We start from the raw sequence: 20823 nt of genomic DNA, 5'->3' as shown, positions 1-20823 counted from the left end.
GGAGCCGGGCCGGGCAGGCCGCTAGAACGGATAGTGCCGCGGCGTCGTCTGCACGGTGATCCAGCGCAGGTCGGTGAATTCGGCGATGCCGGCCGCGCCGCCGAAGCGGCCGAGCCCCGAGCCCTTCACGCCGCCGAAGGGCATCTGCGCCTCGTCGTGCACGGTCGGCGCGTTGACGTGGCAGATGCCCGATTCGATGCGCTTCGCGACGTTGATCGCGCGTGCGATGTCGCGGCCGAACACCGCGGCGGCGAGGCCGTAGTCGTTGTCGTTGGCGCAGGCGATCGCGGCCTCGGTGTCGGCCACGCGCACGATGCACTTGACCGGTCCGAAGGTCTCCTCGTGGTAGATGCGCATGGCGCGCGTCACGCGGTCGAGCACGGTCGCCGGCATCAGCGTGCTGGTCGCCTTGCCGCCGCACAGCAGCTTCGCGCCCTTGGCCAACGCGTCGTCGATCAGCGCATTGCAGTGCTCGACGGTGGCCATGCCGATCACGCTGCCCAGCACGACAGGATCGCTGCCGCGCGGATCGCCCAGCGGCAGCGCGCCGGCCTTGGCGACGAACTTGTCGACGAAGGCGTCGGCGATCTTCTGATCGACGATCAGCCGTTCGGTGCTCATGCAGATCTGGCCCGAGTTCGCGAAGCAGCCGAACGCCGCGGCGTTGACCGCATCGGTGATGTCGGCATCGTCGAGCACAAGCAGCGGCGCCTTGCCGCCGAGCTCCAGCAGCACCGGCTTCAGGTACTTCGCGCAGGTCAGCGCCACCAGCTTGCCGATGCGCGTCGAGCCGGTGAAGTTGACGCGCCGCACCGCCGGTTGCGCGACGAGGGTCTCGACCAGCGCGGCCGCGTCGGCGGGTGCATTGGTCAGGTAGTTGACCACCCCGGGCGGGAAGCCGGCGTCCTGAAAAGCCTCGGCGATCAGCCCATGCGTGCGCGGGCAGTTCTCGCTGCCTTTCAGGATCACCGTGTTGCCGCAGGCCAGCGGCGCGGCGATGGCGCGCACGCCGAGGATGATCGGTGCGTTCCACGGCGCGATGCCGAGCACGACGCCGGCCGGCTGGCGCACACCCATCGCCAACGAGCCCGGCACGTCGCTCGGGATCACCTCGCCGCTGATGCGCGTGGTCAGCGCGGCGGCTTCCTGCAGCATGCCGGCGGCCAGGTGCACGTTGAAGCCGGCCCACATGGCGGTCGCGCCGGTCTCGGCGGCGACGGCTTCGATGAACTGCGGTGTTTTCGCTTCGAGCGCGGCAGCGGCCTTCAGCAGCAGCGCGCGGCGCTCGCCGGGCCCCGTCTGGCTCCAGCTCTTGAAGGCCTCGGCCGCGGCTTCGACGGCGGCCAGCGCATCGGCCGTCGACGCCGCCGGCGCGCGCGACGCGACGCTGCCGTCGAGCGGATTGCGGCGCTCGAACGAGCGGCCACCTTCGGCCTGCACGGCCAGGCCGTTGATCAACATCGACAGATCGGACATCTTGGGCTCCTGGGAGGATGAGGACGGCGCCGCGGCGGCACCGAGGTAGGCCTGGCGGATGACGCTCGAACGCGCCAGCAGCGACGCGGGCCCGCCGGCGACGAGCCGGCCGCGTTCGAGCACGTGGCCGCGGTCGGCGACGGCGAGTGCCTTGCGCACGTTCTGCTCGACCATCAGCACGGTGGTGCCGGCGTCGGCAATGCGCCGCACGATCGCCAGCAGCTCGTCGACCATGCGCGGCGCGAGGCCGAGCGAGGGCTCGTCGAGCATCAGCAGGCGCGGCGCGCACATCAAGGCGCGCGCGACGGCCAGCATCTGCTGCTCGCCGCCGCTCATCGTGCCGGCGAGCTGGCGTGAACGTTCTGCCAGCTTCGGGAAGTCGCGCAGCGCCTGCGCCAGGCGCGTGGCCCGTTCGGCCTTCGGCAGCAGCCAGCCGCCGAGCTCGAGGTTTTCCATCACCGTCATCTGCGGAAAGAGCTGGCGCCCTTCGGCGACCAGCGCGAGGCCGCGGCGCACGTTCTCCGCCGGCTGCAGCGGCGGCAGCTCGGTGCCGTCCAGCTGGACGCGTCCTTCGCGCGGCAGCAAGCCGGCGATCGCCTTCAGCAAGGTGGTCTTGCCGGCGCCGTTCGGCCCGAGGATCACGGTCAGCCCCGGCCGCACGTGCAGCGACAGCGCGCGCAGCACCGCGAAGCCGCCGTAACCGGCTGTGAGGCCTTCGATCTTCAGTTCGGCCATCGAGGTGGCCAGCGGGAGGTCGGCAGTCTTCATCAGACGACCTCGTCTCCGAGATAGGCCTCGATCACCTCGAGGTTCGCCGTCACCGCAGACGGCACGTCGTCGGCGATCTTGCGGCCCTGGTGCAGCACCAGCACGCGTTCGACATGGCGCAGCAGCGTGCCCACCGCATGCTCGATCCACACGACGCACAGCGACAGCTCGTCGCGCAGCCGGCGGATCAGCCGCGCCATCGCCTCGACCTCGGACTCGGTCAGCCCGGCGGCCACTTCGTCGAGCAGCAGCAGGCGCGGCCGCGTCGCCAGCGCCATGCCGATCTCCAGCAGCCGCTGCTGAGACGGCGTGATCGCGGCGGCGGGCAGGCCGGCCTGCTTGTCCAGGCCGATCAAGCCGAGGATCGAGGCCTCGTTGCGCAGCGATCCGGTGCCGGGCCGCCCACGTCCGGCGAACTGCAGCCCGAAGCGCACGTTCGCCTCGACCGTCATGTCGCCGAACACCCGCGGCGTCTGAAAGGTGCGCGCAATGCCGTGGTGCGAGAACACGTGCGGCGCGCGGCCGGTCAGGCGATCGCCCTGCACGACGAGCTGGCCGCTGCTCAGCGCCTGCACGCCGGAGATGGCATTGAAGAAGGTCGTCTTGCCGGCGCCGTTGGGGCCGATGATGCCGACCAGCTCGCCTTCGCGGAACGTCGCATTGACCTGGTCGACGGCGGTCAGGCCACCGAACTTGACCGTCACGTCCTTGGCCTCCAGCAGTGCAGTGGTCATCGGGCCCTCCACCGCAACGAAGCCAAGCCACCCGGCAGGTACAGCACGCACAGGATCAACAACACCCCCAGCACCATCATGTACAGCTGCGGCAGCTGCAGCCGCAGCACCTCGGCCAGCAGCGAGAACACCACCGCTGCGATCACCGGGCCCCACAAGGTCGATGCGCCGCCGATCAACGCGATCAGCACGGTCTGGAAACCGATGAACGGGTTGAAGACGGTGTGCGGATCGATGTAGGTCCAGCGCACCGCCATCGCCGCACCGGTGGCGCCGGCGAAAGCGGCGGTCAGTGCGAAGCCGGCGATCTTCACCAGGCGCGTATCGACGCCCAGCGTCTGCGCCCGCTGCTCGTCGGCGCCGATGCCCGCCAGCGCCAGGCCGAAGCGACTCGAGCGCACGGCGATCGCCGTCAGCAGCGCGGTCAGCGCGATCAGCAGCACGGTGACGTAGACGGTGCCCGGCTCCGGCACGCTGGCCAGCACGCGGCCGACCGTGCCGGCGACCTGCTTCTCGCCGTAGGTGACGGCATGGCGGATCAGCTCCGTCATCCCGAAGGTCAGCACCGCGAAATAGGTGCCGCGCAGGTGCAGCACCGCGCTGCCCATGATGGCGGCGACGAGCGCGGCCGCCGCGGCGCCGGCGGCGATCAGCACGGGCCACGGCAGCGTGTCGAGGCCGAGCGCGCAGACGTAGGCGCCGATGCCGAAGAAGGCCGAGGTGGCCAGCGACAGGTAGCGCGTCGCGCCGCAGAACAGCGACCAGCTCGACGCCAGCGCGGCGTACATCAGGCAGCTCAAGGCAAGCGAGGTGACGAACTCGCTGGCGTAGCCCGGCAGTGCCAGCAGCCAGCCGGTGGCGGCGACGAGGATCAGCGCATCGCGCCGGGTGTCGGGGGTGAGCTTCGGCATCATTTCTTGAACAGGCCGTTCGGCCGCCACAGCAGCACGCCGATGAACACGCCGTAGGACAGCAGCATCTTCAGGCTCGGGCTCGTGAAGTGCATGCCCAGCGCTTCGACGACACCCAGCAGCAGTCCGCCCGCCAGGCTGCCGGCCATGCTGCCGAAGCCGCCGAGCGTGATGACGATCAGCGCCGTCACCGTGTACGGTTCACCCATCGCCGGCGTGATCGCCTCGATCATCGACAGGAGACACCCGGCGACACCCGCCAGCCCGAGCCCGAGGCCGAACATCAGCGGGTGCAGCCGCTCGGTCGGAATGCCGACCAGCTGCGCGCCGGTGGGCGACTGCATCAGCGCGCGCACGCCCTTGCCGAGCAAGGTCAGCCGCAGCAACGCGATCAGTCCGCCGGAGAAGACCAGCGCCAGTGCGAAGACCAGCAGCTTGTTGGCGGCGAACTGGCTGCCCCCCGAAGTGAGCGGCACCACCACCGGCATGGTCAGGAAGTCGTAGCCGCGCAGCTCGCCGCCCCAGACCAGCGACGCGAAGTTCTGCACCAGGAACAGCAGGCCGAAGCCGACCATCAGGCTGCGCGCCTCGAAGATGTCGACCGTCGGCGAGCTGGCGGCCAGCCGCCTGAAGCACAGCCGGTGCACGACGAGGCCGAGCGCGGCCAGCAGCACGAACGACACCGGCAGCATCACGAGCGGCGACAGCCCGAGCCCGACCGTCGCCGCCCAGGTGGCGTAGGCGCCCAGCATCAGGAACTCGCCGTGCGAGATGTTCATGATGCGCATCAGCCCGTACTGCAGGTTCAGCCCGAGGGCGACCAGCGCGTACACGCCGCCGCTGATCAGGCCGGAAGCCAGCAGTTCGAGCCACGCGCCGAGTGACATCCGCAACTCACTTCCAGGCCGGCTTCGCGGGGACCAGCGCGGCCGTCGCAATGCTCTTCGGCCAGACCACCTCGAACTCGCCGTTCTGCCACTGGCTCACCGCGCCCGGCGTCGCGACGTTCTCGCTGCCCTCGAAGCGGATCGGTCCGAGGATGGTCTTGTGCTCGGTCTTGGCGATGTAGTCGCGCAGCGCCTTGCGGTCGAGCCCGACCCGGGCGACGCCGGCCTGCAGGATCTCCAGCGCCGCCCAGCACGCCCCCGAGGCCCAGCGGTCGGGCTCCTTGCCGGCGTACTTCTTCGTGTGGGCCTCGAAGTAGGCCTTCGCGCCTGAGCTGGTCTTGGCGTTCCACGAGCCCATGCCGAGCACGCCCTCGGCGCCGGCCGGCGTCATCACGTTCCTGTAGAGCTGGAACGCGGTGCCCACCGAGGCGTAGAAGAATTTCGGGTTGAAGCCGATCTCCTTGCTCTGCTTGCTGGCGAGGATGGTGTCGGGCGGGTAGGTGAAGCCGATGAAGGCGTCGGGCGCCTTGTCCTTGATGCTGCGCAGCACCGGGCTCAGGTCCTTGACGCCGGCGGGATAACTCTTCTCCTCGACCAGCGTGATGCCGCTGCCCGACAGCGCGACCTTCAGCGCCGCGTAGTTCTCCAGGCCGAACAGGTCGTCGACGTAGATCACCGCGGCGGTCTTCGCGCCGTTGGCCTTCAGCATGTCGACCAGCGCGGTGGTCATCGGCGCCGGCTGCTGCAGCATCAGGAAGAAGTACGGCAGCTTCATCTCGATCAGCTTCTTCGACAGCGCGGTCGGCGCCACGAACGGGTAGCCAAAACGGTTGGCCAGCGGCGCGACCGCGAAGTTGGCGTTCGAGCCCCACGGCGGCAGCACCAGGTCGACCTTGTCGCTGCCCATCAGCTTCTCGTAGCTGCGCACGCAGGTCTCGATGTCGCTGCGGTCGTCGGAGCTGATCAGCTCGATCGGCCGCTTCTTGCCCTTGACGTCGAGGCCGCCGGCGGCGTTCACCGTCTCGGCCCACAGCAGGTAGTTCGGCTCCTGGCTGACCTGCGCGCCGCCGGCCCACGGGCCCGTGCGGGCGATCGCGTAGCCGATGCGCACAGCCGGCTCGGCGGCGCGCAGCAGCGCAGGACAGGCCAGGCCGGCGGCCAGCGCCTGCGTGGCGCGGCGGCGGGACGGGCTCACGAGCTGGGATGCGGTCTTCGCTGACGTCGGCGCGGCCATGATGTCTCCTCGTCGTTGGGATGGACGTGATGCATCGTAGGAAGCCGCGCCGCCGCCGTCTTGCTTGACCATGCACGCCGGCTTGCTGTTTTGTGCACGCCGCCCCGAGCTTTCCCTAGCGGCAGCGTTGCGGCGCCAGCCCGCTTCCCATAATCGCGGCGAACCTGCCCTCGGGAGTGCGTGCGATGGCGATCACGACCGCGATGATGAGCACCGACGACGTCAGTGCGCGCGACAAGCTGCCGTACTGGCGCGACTGGGTCTGGAAGCTGTTCGGCGGCCTCGACTCGGACCTCTACGGCGACACGGTCTTCGACGGCCGCATCGCCACGACCCGTGCCGGCCCGGTGGTGCTGACGCGGTTGGAATCGGGCCGCCACCGCGTGATGCGCACGCAGAACCTCGTGCGCAAGAGCGACCAGGGCTACTTGAAGATCGTCGCGCCGCAGCGCGGCTGCGCGGGCGTCGAGCAGTTCGGGCGCCAAGCCTGGGTCGGGCCCGGCGAATGGAGCCTCTACGACACCACCGAGACCTATGCGGTCGCGAACCCGGAGCCGGTCGAGCACCTGATCGTGATGCTGCCGAAGGCCGACCTGGCCGAGCGCGGGCTGGTTCTGTCGGAGCTGGTCGCGCGGCCGCTCGGCGGTGGCCACGGCATCGCGCGGCTCGCACTGCAGACGATGCGCAGCGCCTACCAGGAGCTGCCGGACATGGGCGACGAAGCGGCGCGCGGCGTCGGCGCGGCGATCACGCAGCTGGTGCACCTGTCGCTGCTGGACCTGGCCGGCCGCGGAACGGCCTTGACGCAGCGCGAGGCACTGCGCGACCGGATCAAGCAGCTCGTCGCGCACCGGCTCGGCGATCCCGGCTTGAGCGTCGACGACATCGCGCTCGCGCTGCGCTGCAGCCGGCGCCAGCTCTACAACGCGTTCTCCGAGGAGCCCGAAGGCGTGGCTGGCTACCTGCTGCGCGAGCGGCTCGAAGCGGTGCGCCGCGACCTGGCCGAGCCGGCGCAGGCCAGCCGTTCGATCACCGACATCGCACTCGCACGCGGCTTCAACAGCCTGCCGCATTTCAGCCGCGTTTTTGCACAACGCTTCGGCGTGCCGCCGAGCGTCTACCGGCGGGAGGGGTACGGGCAGGCCGTGCTGGTGCGCTGACTGCCCGCTGTGCGCCGCGCTCAGTCGCGCAGCTTCTTGCCGATCACTTCCACCGTCTGCACAAAGCGCTTGCCGACGATCACCACTTGCTGGGCCACCTGGTCGCTGGCGCGCGCCAGCACGTGGTAGGCCCCTTCCCGGCCACCCAGGTGGGAGACGCCGAGCAATAGCAGGAAGGTGATCGCGATCGCCGAGCCGAGGGCGAGCGGGTGGGTGTAGAAGCGCCTGAACATGGCAGCCTCCGTCGAGGGAAAGGCCCCTCTGACGGGACTATAGGCGCCGAGGACGTTTTGGGATAGAGCGGCGGCGGGCACGGCTGGGCGCAGTCGTGGCGTCAGGCGCGGCGGGCTCGTGGGCGCGAGGGACGAAGGGGTTGACCACCTCGCGCTGATCCCGCGTTCAACGCGCAAACAGCCCCTGGTGCTGCTCGCGCAGCAGGTTCTTCTGCACCTTGCCCATCGCATTGCGCGGCAGCTCGGGCACGACGAAGACCTGCTTGGGCACCTTGAAGTTGGCGATGCAGCCCTTCAGCGCGCCGACGACGGCCGCGGGGTCCAGCGTCGCACCCGGCTTGGGCACGATCACCGCGATCACGCCTTCGCCGAAGTCGGGATGCGGCAGGCCGACCACAGCCGATTCGGCAACGCCGGGCATCTCGTTGATGAAACCTTCGATCTCGGCCGGATAGACGTTGTAGCCGCCGCTGATGATCAGGTCCTTGCTGCGTCCGACGATGGTCAGGTAGCCGCGCTCGTCGAAGCGGCCGACGTCGCCGGTCTTGAACCACCGATCACCCGATTCATCGGCGGTGAACTCCTCCTGGGTCTTCTCAGGCATTCGCCAGTAGCCGGCGAAGACGCTCGGGCCCTTGACCTCGATGCCGCCGATCTCGCCGGCCGGCAGCGGCTGGCCGGGCCGCGCCGGGTCGATCACGCGCACGCTGACGCCCGGCAGCGGGAAGCCCACCGTGCCGGCGCGCCGCTCGCCCTCGACCGCGTGGTACGGGTTCGAGGTCAGCATCACCGTCTCGCTCATGCCGTAGCGCTCGAGGATCGTGTGGCCGGTGCGCTGCTCCCAGGCGTGGAAGGTCTCGGCGAGCAGCGGCGCGGAGCCGGCGATGAACAAACGCATCGTGCGGCAGGCGTCGCGGTCGAGCCGCGCATCGGCCAGCAAACGCACGTACAGCGTCGGCACGCCCATGAACACCGTGGCCTCGGGCAAACGGGCGATCACCGCGGCCGGGTCGAAGCGGTTGAACCAGATCATCCGGCTGCCGTTGAGCAAGGCGCCGTGCGAGGCGACGAACAGGCCATGCACATGGAAGATCGGCAGCGCGTGGATCAGCACGTCGCCGCCTTCCCTGGCCGAGCGCCAGCCCCAGTAGGACTGCAGCGTGCGCGCGTTCGACAGCAGGTTGCCGTGGCTCAGCATCGCGCCCTTGCTGCGCCCGGTGGTGCCGCTGGTGTAGAGGATCGCGGCGAGCTCGTCGGCCTGCTTCGGAACCGGCTTGTGCTGGTCGCTGCAGTGCGACGCGCGTTCGAGCAGGCTGCCCGAGCGGTCGTCGCCGAGCGTGAAGACATGGCCGACGCCCGAGCTGAACGCCAGGCGGCTGACCCAGGCGAAGTTCTTCGGCGTGCAGACGACCACCGCCGGCTCGGCATTGCCGATGAAGTACTCGATCTCGGCCGCCTGGTAGGCGGTGTTCAGCGGCAGGAAGACGTGCCCGGCGCGCAGCACCGCCAGGTACAGCATCAGCGCTTCGACGCTCTTGTCGACCTGCACGGCGATGCGGCTGGCCGGCGGCAGCGCCAGGCCGGCCAGCAGGTTGGCCAGCATCGCCGTGCCGCGCTCCAGGTCACGCCAGGTGTAGTGCTGCGGCGTGAAGGGCTGGCCCGCCGGGCCGTCGGCGGTTTCGATCGCGACGCTGTCGAGGTTGGCCGGGAAAGCCGCGCGCAGTGCGGCGAAGAGGCTCTGGTCGTTCATGGGCTCGGGTGGGGTGAGCGATCAGTCGAGTTTCGCGCCGGAGCCCTTGACGACCTCCTGCCAGCGCTTGATCTCGCTGTTGACGAACTTGCCGAAGTCAGGCCCCCAGATGTTCGGCGGGTTCGCGCCCAGGCCGGCCCAGGTGGCCTTCAGCTCGTCGGAGTGCAGAGCTTTCCTCATCTCGGCCTGCATCGCGTCGACGGCCTCCTTCGGCGTGCCCTTCGGCGCCCACAGCCCGTACCAGGTGGCGACCTGGTAGGTCGGCACGCCGGATTCGGCGGCGGTCGGCGTATCGGGGAAGCCGGGGGCGCGCTTGTCGGAGGCCACCGCCAGCGCCTTGATGCGGCCGCCCTTGATGTGGCCGGACGAGGAGCCGAGGCCATCGAACATCATGTCGACCTGGCCGGCGATCAGGTCCTGCAGCGCCGGTCCGGCGCCGCGGTACGGGATGTGGGTGATGAAGGTCCTCGTCTGCAGCTTGAACAGCTCGCCGGCCAGGTGGTGCGAGGTGCCGTTGCCGGCCGAGCCGTAGTTCAGCTTGCCCGGGTTCTTGCGCAGGTACTCCAGCAGCCCCTTCAGGTCGCTGACCGGCACGCGCTGCGGGTGCACGACGATGACCTGCGGCACGCTCGAGATCAGGCCGACCGGGATGAAATCCGTCTCGAGGTTGTAGTCGAGCTTGGGGTACATCGACGGCGCGATCGCGTGGTGCACCGCGCCCATGAAGAAGGTGTAGCCGTCGGGCGCCGCACGTGCCGACAGGCTCGCGCCGACGGTGCCGCCGGCGCCACCCTTGTTGTCGATGACGAACTGCTTGCCGGCGTTCTTCGACATCACGGCGAACAGCGGCCGCGCGAAGGCATCGGTGCCGCCGCCGGCGGGGAAGGGCACGACGATGGTGACCGGCTTGACGGGCCAGGCCTGGGCCCAGGCTTGCCCCAACGGCAGTGCGGCCAGCACGGCAGCGGCCCACAGGTGGCGGCGGGCAGGGAGTCGAGCGCTCATGTTGTCTCCGGGTTGTGTGTGTGTGTTGTCAGGAGTCTCGCTGGCGTCACAGCAGCGCCGCGACGGCACGTGAATGCACGACCCGGCCGTGCACGAAGCGATCGTGGCAGGTCTCGATGCGCTGCAGGTCGTAGAGGTAGTTGACCATCAGCCCGGCGGATTGTTTCAAGCCCTTGGCCGACAGGTTCGCGCGCGGGTTCAGCCGTTCGAGCCGCGCGCCGTTGTCGAGGTGGAAGCGCGCCACCGGGTCGCCCTTGGGCGTCGGCGAGGCATGCACCAGGTACAGCGCGGCCAGCGTCGACAAGGCTGCGTGGCCGGCTTCGGGCAGGGCACCCAGCCCGGCGCCGGTGCCGAGGGATGCGAGCTCGTCGCCGGCCGCCTTGCGCAGCGCGGCGAGCGCCTGCGCCGCGGATTCGCCGGCGGCCGCCGGCAGCGTCGTGAACGTGTCCTTGGCCTTGTGCAGCCAGGCCATCAGCCCGGGAATCGGCGACAGCGTGCAGAAGGTCTTCAGCTGCGGCAGCTCGCGCTTCAACTGTTCGGCAACGCGCTTGATCAGGAAGTTGCCCAGCGAGACGCCGCGCAGCCCCGGCTGGCAGTTGCTGATCGAATAGAACACGGCGACCTTGAACTGCGCCGGATCGAGCGGCTGCGACTTCTTGTCGATCAGCGGCGCGATCTGCGCCGCCATCTCCGGCACCAGCGCCACCTCGACGAAGATCAGCGGCTCGTCCGGCAACTGCGGGTGGAAGAAGGCGAAGCAGCGCCGATCGGGCTGCAGCCGGCGGCGCAGGTCGTCCCAGCCGTCGACCTCGTGCACCGCCTCATGGCGGATGATCTGTTCGAGCAGCTGCGCCGGCGAATTCCAGTCGACCTTGCGCATCTGCAGGAAGCCGGGGTTGAACCAGCTCGACAGCAGGTGCAGCAGGTCGTTCTCGACCGTCGCCAGCGGCGCCTGCTTCGGCAGCCGTTCGAGCAGCGCGCGGCGCAGGCGCACGATCGCCGCGGTGCCGCCGGGCGTGCGGTTCAGGCGCCGGAACAGCTCCTGGCGCGGCGGCTCGGCGGCCTGCGTCAGCGCCAGCAGCCGCTGCGGATCGGTGGGGGCCTGCGCATAGGCCTGCGCGGCGTCCAGCACCTGCTGCACGTCGGGTCCGAAGTCCTGCGCCAGGTGCTCGAAGAAGCTCAGCCGTTGATCGTCGCCCAGGCGGTCGATCTGGCCGACGATGTCGGCGGCGATCGCCGGGCTGTTGGCCTCGCCGCGCGCGGACAGCAGGCGCCGGCAGTCGCCGAGCAGCGCGCGCACCGCACGGTCGCCCTGCACGCGACGGGCGGCGCTACGAAGTCGATCAAGCATGGCGAAGTTTCCCCTTCTTCCGCTGCACTTTCACCGCCTGCGAGTTGAGCCATCAGCCCCGCAACCCTCCGTGCTTACCCCAGGTATCTCCAAAAGAGTGAGCCCGCGGGCGTTCGATTGAATTTCACCGCGCTGGCCGCGCGCCGGAAGATCCGCCCTCGCGCCAAAACGCTGGAGGACGCACATGCACCGACATCTCCCCACGCTCGCCGCCACCGCGGCCCTGCTTGCCTTCACCAGCCACGCGCTGGCCCAAAAAGGCATGCTGCAGAAGCTCGGCAAGGGCGAAGGCCAGGTCGACATCGTCGCCTGGCCCGGCTACATCGAGCGCGGCCAGACCGACAAGCAGTTCGACTGGGTCACCGGCTTCGAGCAGAAGACCGGCTGCAAGGTCAACGTCAAGACCGCCGGCACCTCCGACGAGATGGTCGCGCTGATGAACGAAGGCGGCTTCGACCTCGTCACCGCGTCGGGCGACGCATCGACCCGGCTCATCCGCGGCAAGAAGGTGCAGCCGATCAACACCGCGCTGATCCCGAGCTACAAGAACGTCGATGCGCGGCTGCAGAAGGCGCCCTGGCACTTCGAGGGCAATACGCACTACGGCGTGCCCTACCAGTGGGGCTGGAACGTGCTGATGTACAACACGACGGTCTTCAAGGACAAGGCGCCGACCTCGTGGAGCGTCGTCTTCGAGGAGCAGAACCTGCCCGACGGCAAGAGCAACAAGGGCCGCGTGCAGGCCTTCGACGGGCCGATCTACATCGCCGATGCGGCGCTGTACCTGAAGGCGAAGAAGCCCGAGCTGGGCATCAAGGATCCGTACGAGCTGACCGAGGCGCAGTACAAGGCCGCGCTGGAGCTGCTGCGCGGGCAGCGCAAGATCGTCGGCAAGTACTGGCACGACGCCTTCGTGCAGATCGACGACTTCACCAACGAGGGCGTCGTCGCGTCGTCGAGCTGGCAGTTCCAGGCCAACATCCTGGGCTCGAAGAAGCGGCCGATCGCCACCGTCGTGCCGACCGAAGGCGCCACCGGCTGGGCCGACTCGACGATGATGCATGCGGATGCCAAGCATCCGAACTGCGCCTACCTGTGGATGGAGCATTCGCTGAATCCGAAGCTGCAGGGGGACCTGTCGGCCTGGTTCGGCTCGGTGCCCGCGGTGCCGGCGGCGTGCAAGGGCAATGCACTGCTCGGCGACGAGGGCTGCAAGCGCCAGGGCTACGAGTCCTTCGACAAGATCTCGTTCTGGCGCACGCCGGTGGCGCAGTGCGCATCGCAGAACAACCAGTGCGTGCCGTACCACAAGTGGGTGTCGGACTACATCGCGGTACTGGGTGGCCGCTGATGATCTGGTGACGCGCAAAGTGAGCGTGCCTGCCGCGGTTCAGCTGGAGGGTGTGCACTGCGTGTTCGGCACCGGCGAGCGCGCGGTGCGCGCGGTCGACGGCGTCGATCTGGCCATCGCGCCGGGCGAGTTCTTCACGCTGCTCGGGCCCTCGGGCTCGGGCAAGACGACGGTGCTGCGGATGATCGGCGGCTTCACGCTGCCGAGCGCCGGCCGACTGCTGATCGGCGGTGAAGACGTCACGCTGCGCCCGCCGTACGCGCGGCCGGTCAACACCGTGTTCCAGGACTACGCGCTGTTCCCGCACATGTCGATTGCCGACAACGTCGCCTACGGCCTGATGGTGCGCGGTGTCGGCAAGGCGGCGCGGCGCCGGCAGGCGAACGACATGCTCGCGCTGGTGCAGCTCGACGGTGTCGGCGAGCGCCGGCCGGCGCAGCTGTCGGGCGGGCAGCGCCAACGTGTCGCGCTGGCGCGCGCGCTGATCAACCGGCCGCAGCTGCTGCTGCTCGACGAGCCGCTGGGCGCGCTCGACCTGAAGCTGCGCGAGCAGATGCAAAGCGAGCTGAAGGCGCTGCAGCGGCAGCTCGGCATCACCTTCGTCTTCGTCACGCACGACCAGCACGAGGCGCTGTCGATGAGCGACCGCATCGGCGTGTTCCACCGCGGCCGGTTGGAGCAGGTCGGCACGCCGCAGGTCATCTACGACCGGCCGGCCACGCGCTTCGTCGCGCGTTTCGTCGGTGCGGCCAACGTGCTCGACGATGACGCCGCGCGGCGGCTGACCGGCCACGTCAGCGTGATGCTGCGGCCCGAGCGCATCCGCCTCGGCGGCGCGGCCGGTGCGCGCGCCGGCGGCACGGTCAGCGAGGTGCAGTACTTCGGCGCCTTCACGCGCGTGCGGGTGAATGCGGCCGGCGTCGGCCTGCAGGCCGACCTGCCGCCGGGCGCCGCCGTGCCCGAGGTCGGTGCGACGGTGCATCTGCACTGGGATGCGAGCGCGGTGCACGCGCTGAGCGACGAGCCGGCGGCCGCGGCGACTGCGGCCGCCGTTGCCGCACCGGCGCCGCTCGGGGCCGCGGCGTGAACCTCGCGCTGGCGCTGCCGACGCCCGCGCCCTCGCTGCGCCGGCGCATCTCGGACACGCTCTACACCCGCCCCGGCCTGCTGCTGCTGGCCCTGCTCGCGCCACCGCTGCTGTGGTTCGGCGTGATCTATGTCGGCGCGCTGCTGACGCTGCTGGCCAATGCCTTCTTCAGCCTCGACGACTTCACCGGCCAGGTGGTGCGCGAGCTCACGCTGAAGAACTTCGCCGAGCTGCTCGAAGGCGCGAACCTCGACGTCGCCTTGCGCACGGTGGTGATGGCCAGCGCGGTAACGCTCGCCAGCATCGTGCTGGCCTTCCCACTCGCGTACTACATGGCCCGCCACGCGCGCGGCGCGACCAAGGCGGCGCTGTACCTCGCGGTGATGCTGCCGCTGTGGTCGAGCTACCTGGTACGGCTGTATGCCTGGAAGCTGCTGCTGGCGAAGGAGGGCGCGGTGTCGTGGCTGGCGGCGCAGCTGCACCTCACCTGGGTGCTCGAGGCGCTGCTCGGGCTGCCCGGCATCGGCGGGCAATCCTTGAGCTTCTCGACGCTCGGCACCTTCATCGTCTTCGTCTACATGTGGCTGCCCTTCATGGTGCTGCCGATCCAGGCCTCGATCGAGCGCATTCCCGGCTCGCTGATCGAGGCCTCGGGCGACCTCGGCGCCGCGCCCGGCATCACGCTGCGGCGCGTCATCCTGCCGCTCGCTTTGCCGGGTATTGCCGCCGGCTCGATCTTCACCTTCTCGCTGACCTTGGGCGACTACATCGTGCCGCAGGTGATCGGCGACTCGACGATGTACATCGGCCAGGTCGTCTACCTGCAGCAGGGCACCGCGGGCAACGTGCCGTTCGCCGCGGCCTTCTCGCTGGTGCCGATCGTCGTCATCGGCGTGTATTTGTGGTTCGCACGCCGGCTGGGGGCTTTCGATGCGCTCTGATCCCTCGAAGGCACCGCTGGCCCTGAAGCTGTCTGCTTGGGGCGTGATCGCGTTCCTGCACGTGCCGCTGGTGCTGATCATCCTGTATGCCTTCAGCGCCGAGGACAAGAGCTACGTCTTCCCGCCGCCCGAGCTGACGACGCAGTGGTTCGCGGTGGCCTGGGCGCGCGAGGACGTGTGGGCGGCGATCCGGCTCAGCTTCGAGGTCGCCGCCTGGTCGACCGCGCTGGCGCTGGTGCTCGGCACGCTGGCCGCGGCGGCGCTGGCGCGCGCGAACTTCTTCGGCCGCGACGCGATCTCGCTGCTGCTGGTGCTGCCGATCGCGCTGCCCGGCATCATCACCGGCATCGCCTTGCGATCGGCCTACGGCACGCTGCAGATCCCGTTCTCGTTCTGGACCATCGTCGTCGGCCACGCGACCTTCTGCGTCGTCGTGATCTACAACAACGCGGTCGCGCGGCTGCGGCGGCTGAACCCGAACCTGATCGAAGCGTCGATGGACCTGGGCGCCGACGGCTTCCAGACGCTGCGCCACGTCGTGCTGCCGCAGCTCGGCTCGGCGCTGCTGGCCGGCGCGCTGCTGGCGTTCGCGCTGAGCTTCGACGAGGTCATCGTCACCACCTTCACCGCCGGCCAGCAGACCACGCTGCCGATCTGGATGCTGCAGGAGCTGATCCGCCCGCGCCAGCGGCCGGTGACCAACGTCGTCGCGGTGGTGATCATCGCGCTGACCTTCTTTCCGATCCTCGCCGCCTACTGGTTAACAAGACCCACCCCCGAGTCGTCCTAGCGGCCGCCTCCCCCTCAAGGGGGCAACACCAGCGGCCCGGCAGAGCCGGTTCCGCGGTGTTCGCTGGGATTCCCTTCGTTGAGCCCGGAGACCCGACATGAACATCCTGCCCACCCAACTGCTGATCGACGGCGCCTTCGTGCAAGGCGAGGGCGAGGCCGAGCGTGTGCTGAACCCGGCCACCGGCGAGCTGATCGTCGCGGTGCCGGAGGCCTCGGTGGAACAGGTGCACAAGGCCGTCTCGGCGGCGCACCGCGCCTTCGACGCCTGGCGCGACACGACCCCGATGGAGCGCTCGCGCCTGCTGCTGAAGCTTGCTGATGCGATCGAGACCCGGGCCGAGGACTTTGCGCGCCTGGAGAGCCTGAATTGCGGCAAGCCCTATGCGCGCGCGCTCGGCGACGAGATCCCGGCGATCGTCGACTGCTACCGCTACTTCGCCGGTGCCGCGCGCTGCATCGGCGGCACGGTGGCCAACGAATACCTGGCCGGCCACACCAGCATGATCCGGCGCGACCCGCTCGGCGTGGTCGGCTCGATCGCGCCGTGGAACTATCCGATGATGATGGCCGCGTGGAAGATCGCGCCGGCCCTGGCCGCCGGCAACACCGTCGTGCTCAAGCCCAGCGAGCAGACGCCGCTGACCGCGCTGCTGCTGGCGCAGATCGCCGCCGAGATTTTCCCGAAGGGGGTGCTGAACGTCATCACCGGGCGCGGCGCATCGGTTGGCCAGCCTTTGGTCGAGCATCCCAAGGTAGCAATGGTGAGCCTGACGGGCGACGTGGCCACCGGCCGCAAGATCCTGCAGGCCGCGAGCACGAGCCTGAAGCGCACGCACCTGGAGTTGGGCGGCAAGGCCCCGGTGATCGTCTTCGACGACGCCGACCTCGCCGCCGTCGTCGACGGCCTCAAGGTCTTCGGCTACTACAACGCCGGCCAGGACTGCACGGCGGCCTGCCGCGTCTACGCCGGCGCCAAGGTGCACGACAAGCTGGTCGCCGACTTGTCGAGCGCAGTGAAGGCGATCAAGGTCGGCGCGCAGGACGATCCGGAGTCCGAAGTCGGCCCGCTGATCAGCGACCGCCAGCGCGCCCGCGTTGCCAGCTTCGTTGAGCGTGCGCAGATGACCGGCCACATGGAGATCACCACCGGCGGCAAGCTGCGCGGCGGCAGCGGCTTCTTCTACGAGCCGACGGTGATCGCCGGCGCGCGCCAGGACGACGAGATCGTCAAGCGCGAGGTCTTCGGCCCGGTCGTCAGCGTCACCCGCTTCACCGATCCCGACCAGGCGGTGGCCTGGGCCAACGACAGCGACTACGGCCTCGCGTCGTCCGTGTGGACGCAGGACGTCGGCCGCGCGATGCGCGTCGCGCGCTCGCTGCAATACGGCTGCACCTGGATCAACACCCACTTCATGCTGGTCAACGAGATGCCGCACGGCGGCATGAAGTCAAGTGGTTACGGCAAGGACATGAGCATGTACGCTCTCGAGGACTACACCGTCGCGCGCCACGTGATGGTCAAGCTCTGAACCGGAGGATTCACGATGAGCCGCAGTGCCGCCTTTCGCTTCCTGGCCCGTTGTGCCGCCACCGCGGCCTGGTGCGATCGCACCGGGCAGTCCGAGCGCGAGGCCGTCGAACGGCTGCGTGAGCAGGCCGCGCAACGGCGGCGGCTGCTGCAGGGCGCGGCGGGCGGTGCGGCGCTGGTGGCGCTGGGGGCGGCCGCGCCGCGTGTGCGCGCGGCCCCGGCGGCGGGCGATGTCGCGATCGTCGGTGCCGGCTTCGCGGGCCTCTACGCCGCCAGCGTGCTGGCATCCAAAGGCATCGGCGCGCAGGTCTACGAAGCGGGCAGCCGCGTCGGCGGCCGCGTCTGGTCGCTGCGCGATGTCTTCCCGGGCCAGGTCGTCGAGCGCGGCGCCGAGCTGATCGATACCACGCACAGCACCGTCCGAGGCCTCGCCAACGCCTACGGGCTGACGCTGGAGAACCACGAGAAGCAGCCGGGTGAGGAGTTCTTCCACTTCATGGGCCGGCACTGGAGCGAGGCCGAGGTGGTCGCCGAGTACCGTGCCTTCAGCGCGGCGATGCACGCCGACCTGCGGCGCCTGTCCGGCGGGCCGACCGCGGACAGCCACAACGCCCATGACATCGAGCTCGACCGGCTGCCGCTGTCGGCCTACCTCGATTCGCGCGGCGCCGGGCCGCTGCTGCGGCGCGTGATGGACACCGCGTACACGATCGAGTTCGGCCGCGAGATCGACGCCCAGAGCAGCCTCGCGCTGCTGTTCTTCGCGCAGGCCAACAAGCGCGGGCACTTCACGCCGTTCGGCAACTTCAGCGACGAACGCTTCCACATCGTCGAAGGCAACGATGCCATCGCCACCGGGCTCGCCGGCGACCTGCCGCGGCCGGTGGTTTTCGGCCACCAGCTGCTGCGCGTGAGCCGCCTGGCGGACGGGCGGCTGAAGCTCGCCTTCAGCCAGGGCGGCAAGACCGTCGAACGCGTGCACGCCGCGGCGATCCTCGCCCTGCCGGCGCCGATGATGCGCCTGATAACGTTCGAAACGAGCGTCGGGTTGGCCGCGCACAGCCGCACCGCGATCGACGGCCTGGACTACGGCACCAACAGCAAGATGATGATCGGCTTCACCGGCCGGCCGTGGTTCGAGCGGCTGCATTGCAACGGCGGCAGCTACAGCGATCTGCCGAATCACCAGAACACCTGGGAGACCGCGCCGTCGACCGCCATCGCCGGCCAGCGCGGCGTGATCACCGACTATTCCGGCGGCGAGCGCGGCGCGCGCCTCGACCCGGCGAAGCTGCAGACCGAAGCCACGCGCTTTCTCGCCGACCTGGAGGTGGTGTGGCCCGGCTGCACCGGCTTCGCACGCCGCGACGGCGCCGGCCGCATCGTTGCGCACCTCGAGAACTGGTCGCGCAATCCGCTGTACCGGGGCGCCTACAGCAACAACCAGCCGGGCTACTTCACGACGATCGAAGGCCACTACGCGAAGCCGGCAGCCGCCGGCCTGTGGTTCGCCGGCGAGCACACCGATTCGTTCTACAGCTACCAGGGCTTCATGGAAGGCGCGCTGCTGTCCGGCGCGCGCGCCGCAGACCAGGCCTGGCGCGCGCTGCGTTAGCCTGTCGCCCTTCGAAAGAAGGGACCCGATCATGTCGATCACCAGGCTGCTGGCGAAGGCGGCCATCGCCGTGGCGTGGCTGTTGGCAGCCGCCACGCCGCTCACCGCCGCCGAGCCGCCGCCCGACCGTGCGCTTGCCGCGCTGTTCGAGCGCACGCACCAGTGGCAGCTGCAGGACGATCCCGAGAGCGCGACCTTCGTCGGCGACACGCGCTACAACGATCGGCTGACCGAGCGCACGCCGGCGGCGGTGGCGCGGCGCAAGGCACAGGCCGCGGCGGTGCTGGCGGCGCTGCAGCGCTTCGATGCGCGCCGGCTCAACACGCAGGACCGCATCTCGCGTGCACTGATGATCGAGCAGCTGCAGCTCGACGCGCAGATCGATGCGCTGTACGGCGCGCTGCCCTTCGCCGGGCTCGGCGGCTGGCAGGTCGTCGGCCCGCAGCACGGTCCGCAGCACGAGCTGCCGGCGCTGGCGAAGGCGAGCCCGTTTCGCGACGCGCGCGACTACGAGCACTACCTGAAGCGGCTGGCGCAGGTGCCGGGCGCGCTCGACGAGCAGATCGCCATGTTGCGCGCAGGCATGCGCAGCGGCTGGCTGCCGGCCGCCGAGGCGATGGCCGCGGTGCCGGCGCAGTTCGATCCGTTCACCGGCCCTGACATCGACGCGAACCCGCTGTACGCGCCGTTCAAGTCCTTCCCGCCTGCCATCGCGGCGCCCGAGCGCGCCCGCCTCGAAGCCGCTGCCCGCAGCGTGCTCGGCCAGCGCGTGCGGCCGGCTTTCGTCGCGCTGCGGCGCTTTCTCGAAGCCGAGTACCTGCCGGCCTGCCGCGCGACGCTCGCGGCATCGCAGCTGCCCGGCGGCATGGCCTACTACGAGCTGGCGGTGCGCCAGCACACGACGACGACGCAGAGCGCTCGCCAGGTGCACGAGACCGGCCTGACCGAAGTGGCGCGCATCGCCGCCGAGATGGACGCGCTGATCCGGCGCCTCGGCGGCAGCGGCCCGCGCGCGGACTTCATCGCCGCGCTGCGCGCCGACCCGCGTTTTCGCTTCAGCCGTGGCGACGAGATGCTGAAGGCCTACCGCGACATCGCCAAGCGCGTCGATGCCGAGCTGCCGAAGCTCTTCGCCGAGCTGCCGCGGCTGCCCTACGGCATCCGGGGCATGGAAGCCAACGCCGGCGATGCGGCCGAGCACTACACGCCCGGCGCGCTCGACGGCAGCCGCGCCGGCTTCTTCGAGGCCAACGTCACCAGCCTGGCGACGCGGCCGAGCTTCGACCTCGAGAACACGCTGCTGCACGAGGCCGTGCCAGGCCACCACCTGCAGATCGCGCGGGCGCAGGAGATCCGCGGCCTGCCGGCGTTCCGGCGCAACGGCTGGTACGTGGCCTATGGCGAAGGCTGGGCGCTGTACGCCGAGAGCCTCGGCCCGGCGCTGGGCCTCTACCAGGATCCGCATTCACGGCTGGGCGCCTATGCCTCGGAGATGCTGCGCGCCTGCCGGCTGGTGGTCGACACCGGGCTGCATGCCTTCGGCTGGACGCGTGCGCAGGCGATCCGCTACCTCGTCGACCATACCGGCTATCACGTGGATTACGTGGCCAGCGAGGTCGACCGCTACCTGCTGCAGCCGGGCCAGGCGCTGGGCTACAAGCTCGGCGAGCTGAAGATCAAGGCGCTGCGCGCGCAGGCCGAGGCCGCGCTGGGCGCGCGCTTCGATCTGCGCCGCTTCCACAACGCGCTGCTGGACGACGGCGCGCTGCCGCTGACGCTGCTGCAAAGCCGCATCGAGGAGTGGATTGCCGGTGAACAGCGCGCCGCAGGGCGCACCGCACTCGCCGGCCAGACGGTCAGGCGCGGCGGCTCCGCGACTGCGCGCGGGCCCGGTCGATGAATTCCTGCGCCGCCGCGCGCCAGTGAATTGTTCACTCCAGCACGGTGCGTTGCTGGCCTGACCCCGAGCGTGAAGAACTGCACGATGCAGGCCTGATCCG

Annotated in this window: 17 protein-coding genes and 1 pseudogene; 8 read left to right on the top strand and 10 right to left on the bottom strand. The window is 69.9% G+C overall.

Annotated elements, in window-relative coordinates:
* Positions 1-21 precede the first annotated feature (21 nt).
* From HLB44_RS03170 to HLB44_RS03150, 6 genes and pseudogenes are all read right to left on the bottom strand, one after another.
* The gene (locus HLB44_RS03170) at positions 22-1476 is read right to left on the bottom strand and encodes an aldehyde dehydrogenase (protein ID WP_246312067.1); all 1455 of its coding nucleotides are present in this window, start codon (positions 1474-1476) and stop codon (positions 22-24) included.
* A gap of 264 nt (positions 1477-1740) precedes the next feature.
* Positions 1741-2211: pseudogene (locus HLB44_RS37010) on the bottom strand (ABC transporter ATP-binding protein); the annotation flags it as partial.
* Positions 2212-2243: 32 nt separating this feature from the next.
* On the bottom strand, positions 2244-2978 hold the full coding sequence (locus tag HLB44_RS03165; protein WP_173120505.1) for an ABC transporter ATP-binding protein: 735 nt from the start codon (positions 2976-2978) through the stop codon (positions 2244-2246).
* Positions 2975-3889, bottom strand: a complete 915-nt coding sequence (locus HLB44_RS03160) for a branched-chain amino acid ABC transporter permease (protein ID WP_173120503.1) — start codon at positions 3887-3889, stop codon at positions 2975-2977. The genes HLB44_RS03165 and HLB44_RS03160 overlap by 4 nt, the downstream gene beginning before the upstream one ends.
* Positions 3889-4776, bottom strand: coding sequence for a branched-chain amino acid ABC transporter permease (locus HLB44_RS03155; RefSeq protein ID WP_173120501.1), 888 nt, complete (start codon positions 4774-4776; stop codon positions 3889-3891). The genes HLB44_RS03160 and HLB44_RS03155 overlap by 1 nt, the downstream gene beginning before the upstream one ends.
* Positions 4777-4783: 7 nt before the next feature.
* Complete coding sequence (locus HLB44_RS03150; RefSeq protein WP_173120499.1) at positions 4784-6010, bottom strand: amino acid ABC transporter substrate-binding protein; 1227 nt, start codon at positions 6008-6010, stop codon at positions 4784-4786.
* Between the two features lie 185 nt (positions 6011-6195).
* Here HLB44_RS03150 and HLB44_RS03145 point away from each other — a divergent pair, with 185 nt between their 5' ends.
* Positions 6196-7170: an AraC-like ligand-binding domain-containing protein gene (locus HLB44_RS03145; RefSeq protein WP_246312019.1), complete on the top strand. Its 975-nt coding sequence runs from the start codon at positions 6196-6198 to the stop codon at positions 7168-7170.
* 20 nt (positions 7171-7190) lie between these two features.
* Here the strand turns inward: HLB44_RS03145 and HLB44_RS03140 are convergent, their stop codons facing one another.
* The 4 genes from HLB44_RS03140 to HLB44_RS03125 form a co-directional block, all read right to left on the bottom strand.
* On the bottom strand, positions 7191-7403 hold the full coding sequence (locus tag HLB44_RS03140; protein WP_173120497.1) for a hypothetical protein: 213 nt from the start codon (positions 7401-7403) through the stop codon (positions 7191-7193).
* A 166-nt stretch (positions 7404-7569) separates the two neighbouring features.
* Complete coding sequence (locus tag HLB44_RS03135) at positions 7570-9153, bottom strand: malonate--CoA ligase (RefSeq protein WP_173120495.1); 1584 nt, start codon at positions 9151-9153, stop codon at positions 7570-7572.
* 21 nt (positions 9154-9174) lie between these two features.
* Positions 9175-10158: a Bug family tripartite tricarboxylate transporter substrate binding protein gene (locus tag HLB44_RS03130; protein ID WP_173120493.1), complete on the bottom strand. Its 984-nt coding sequence runs from the start codon at positions 10156-10158 to the stop codon at positions 9175-9177.
* A 46-nt stretch (positions 10159-10204) separates the two neighbouring features.
* On the bottom strand, positions 10205-11509 hold the full coding sequence (locus HLB44_RS03125; RefSeq protein WP_173120491.1) for a malonyl-CoA decarboxylase: 1305 nt from the start codon (positions 11507-11509) through the stop codon (positions 10205-10207).
* Positions 11510-11693: 184 nt separating this feature from the next.
* Between HLB44_RS03125 and HLB44_RS03120 the strand changes: the two genes are divergently transcribed.
* From HLB44_RS03120 to HLB44_RS03090, 7 genes are all read left to right on the top strand, one after another.
* Entirely contained in the window at positions 11694-12860 is a 1167-nt protein-coding gene (locus HLB44_RS03120) for an ABC transporter substrate-binding protein (protein ID WP_173120488.1), read from the top strand.
* 7 nt (positions 12861-12867) lie between these two features.
* Positions 12868-13947, top strand: coding sequence for an ABC transporter ATP-binding protein (locus HLB44_RS03115; RefSeq protein ID WP_343051211.1), 1080 nt, complete (start codon positions 12868-12870; stop codon positions 13945-13947).
* Positions 13944-14888: an ABC transporter permease subunit gene (locus tag HLB44_RS03110; protein ID WP_173120486.1), complete on the top strand. Its 945-nt coding sequence runs from the start codon at positions 13944-13946 to the stop codon at positions 14886-14888. Before HLB44_RS03115 ends, HLB44_RS03110 begins: the two co-directional genes overlap by 4 nt.
* On the top strand, positions 14878-15678 hold the full coding sequence (locus tag HLB44_RS03105) for an ABC transporter permease (RefSeq protein ID WP_173120484.1): 801 nt from the start codon (positions 14878-14880) through the stop codon (positions 15676-15678). Before HLB44_RS03110 ends, HLB44_RS03105 begins: the two co-directional genes overlap by 11 nt.
* A 97-nt stretch (positions 15679-15775) precedes the next feature.
* Positions 15776-17209: a gamma-aminobutyraldehyde dehydrogenase gene (locus HLB44_RS03100; RefSeq protein ID WP_173120482.1), complete on the top strand. Its 1434-nt coding sequence runs from the start codon at positions 15776-15778 to the stop codon at positions 17207-17209.
* Between the two features lie 15 nt (positions 17210-17224).
* Positions 17225-18823: a flavin monoamine oxidase family protein gene (locus HLB44_RS03095; RefSeq protein ID WP_173120480.1), complete on the top strand. Its 1599-nt coding sequence runs from the start codon at positions 17225-17227 to the stop codon at positions 18821-18823.
* 31 nt (positions 18824-18854) lie between these two features.
* Positions 18855-20723: a DUF885 domain-containing protein gene (locus HLB44_RS03090; protein WP_173120477.1), complete on the top strand. Its 1869-nt coding sequence runs from the start codon at positions 18855-18857 to the stop codon at positions 20721-20723.
* The last annotated feature ends 100 nt before the right edge of the window (positions 20724-20823 follow it).

Origin of the sequence: Pseudaquabacterium terrae, assembly GCF_013266755.1 — a bacterium.
Taxonomy (GTDB): Bacteria; Pseudomonadota; Gammaproteobacteria; order Burkholderiales; family Burkholderiaceae_C; genus Pseudaquabacterium; species Pseudaquabacterium terrae.
The sequence above is the reverse complement of the archived record's forward strand: the minus strand, read 5'-3'. Positions and strand labels throughout refer to the sequence as shown.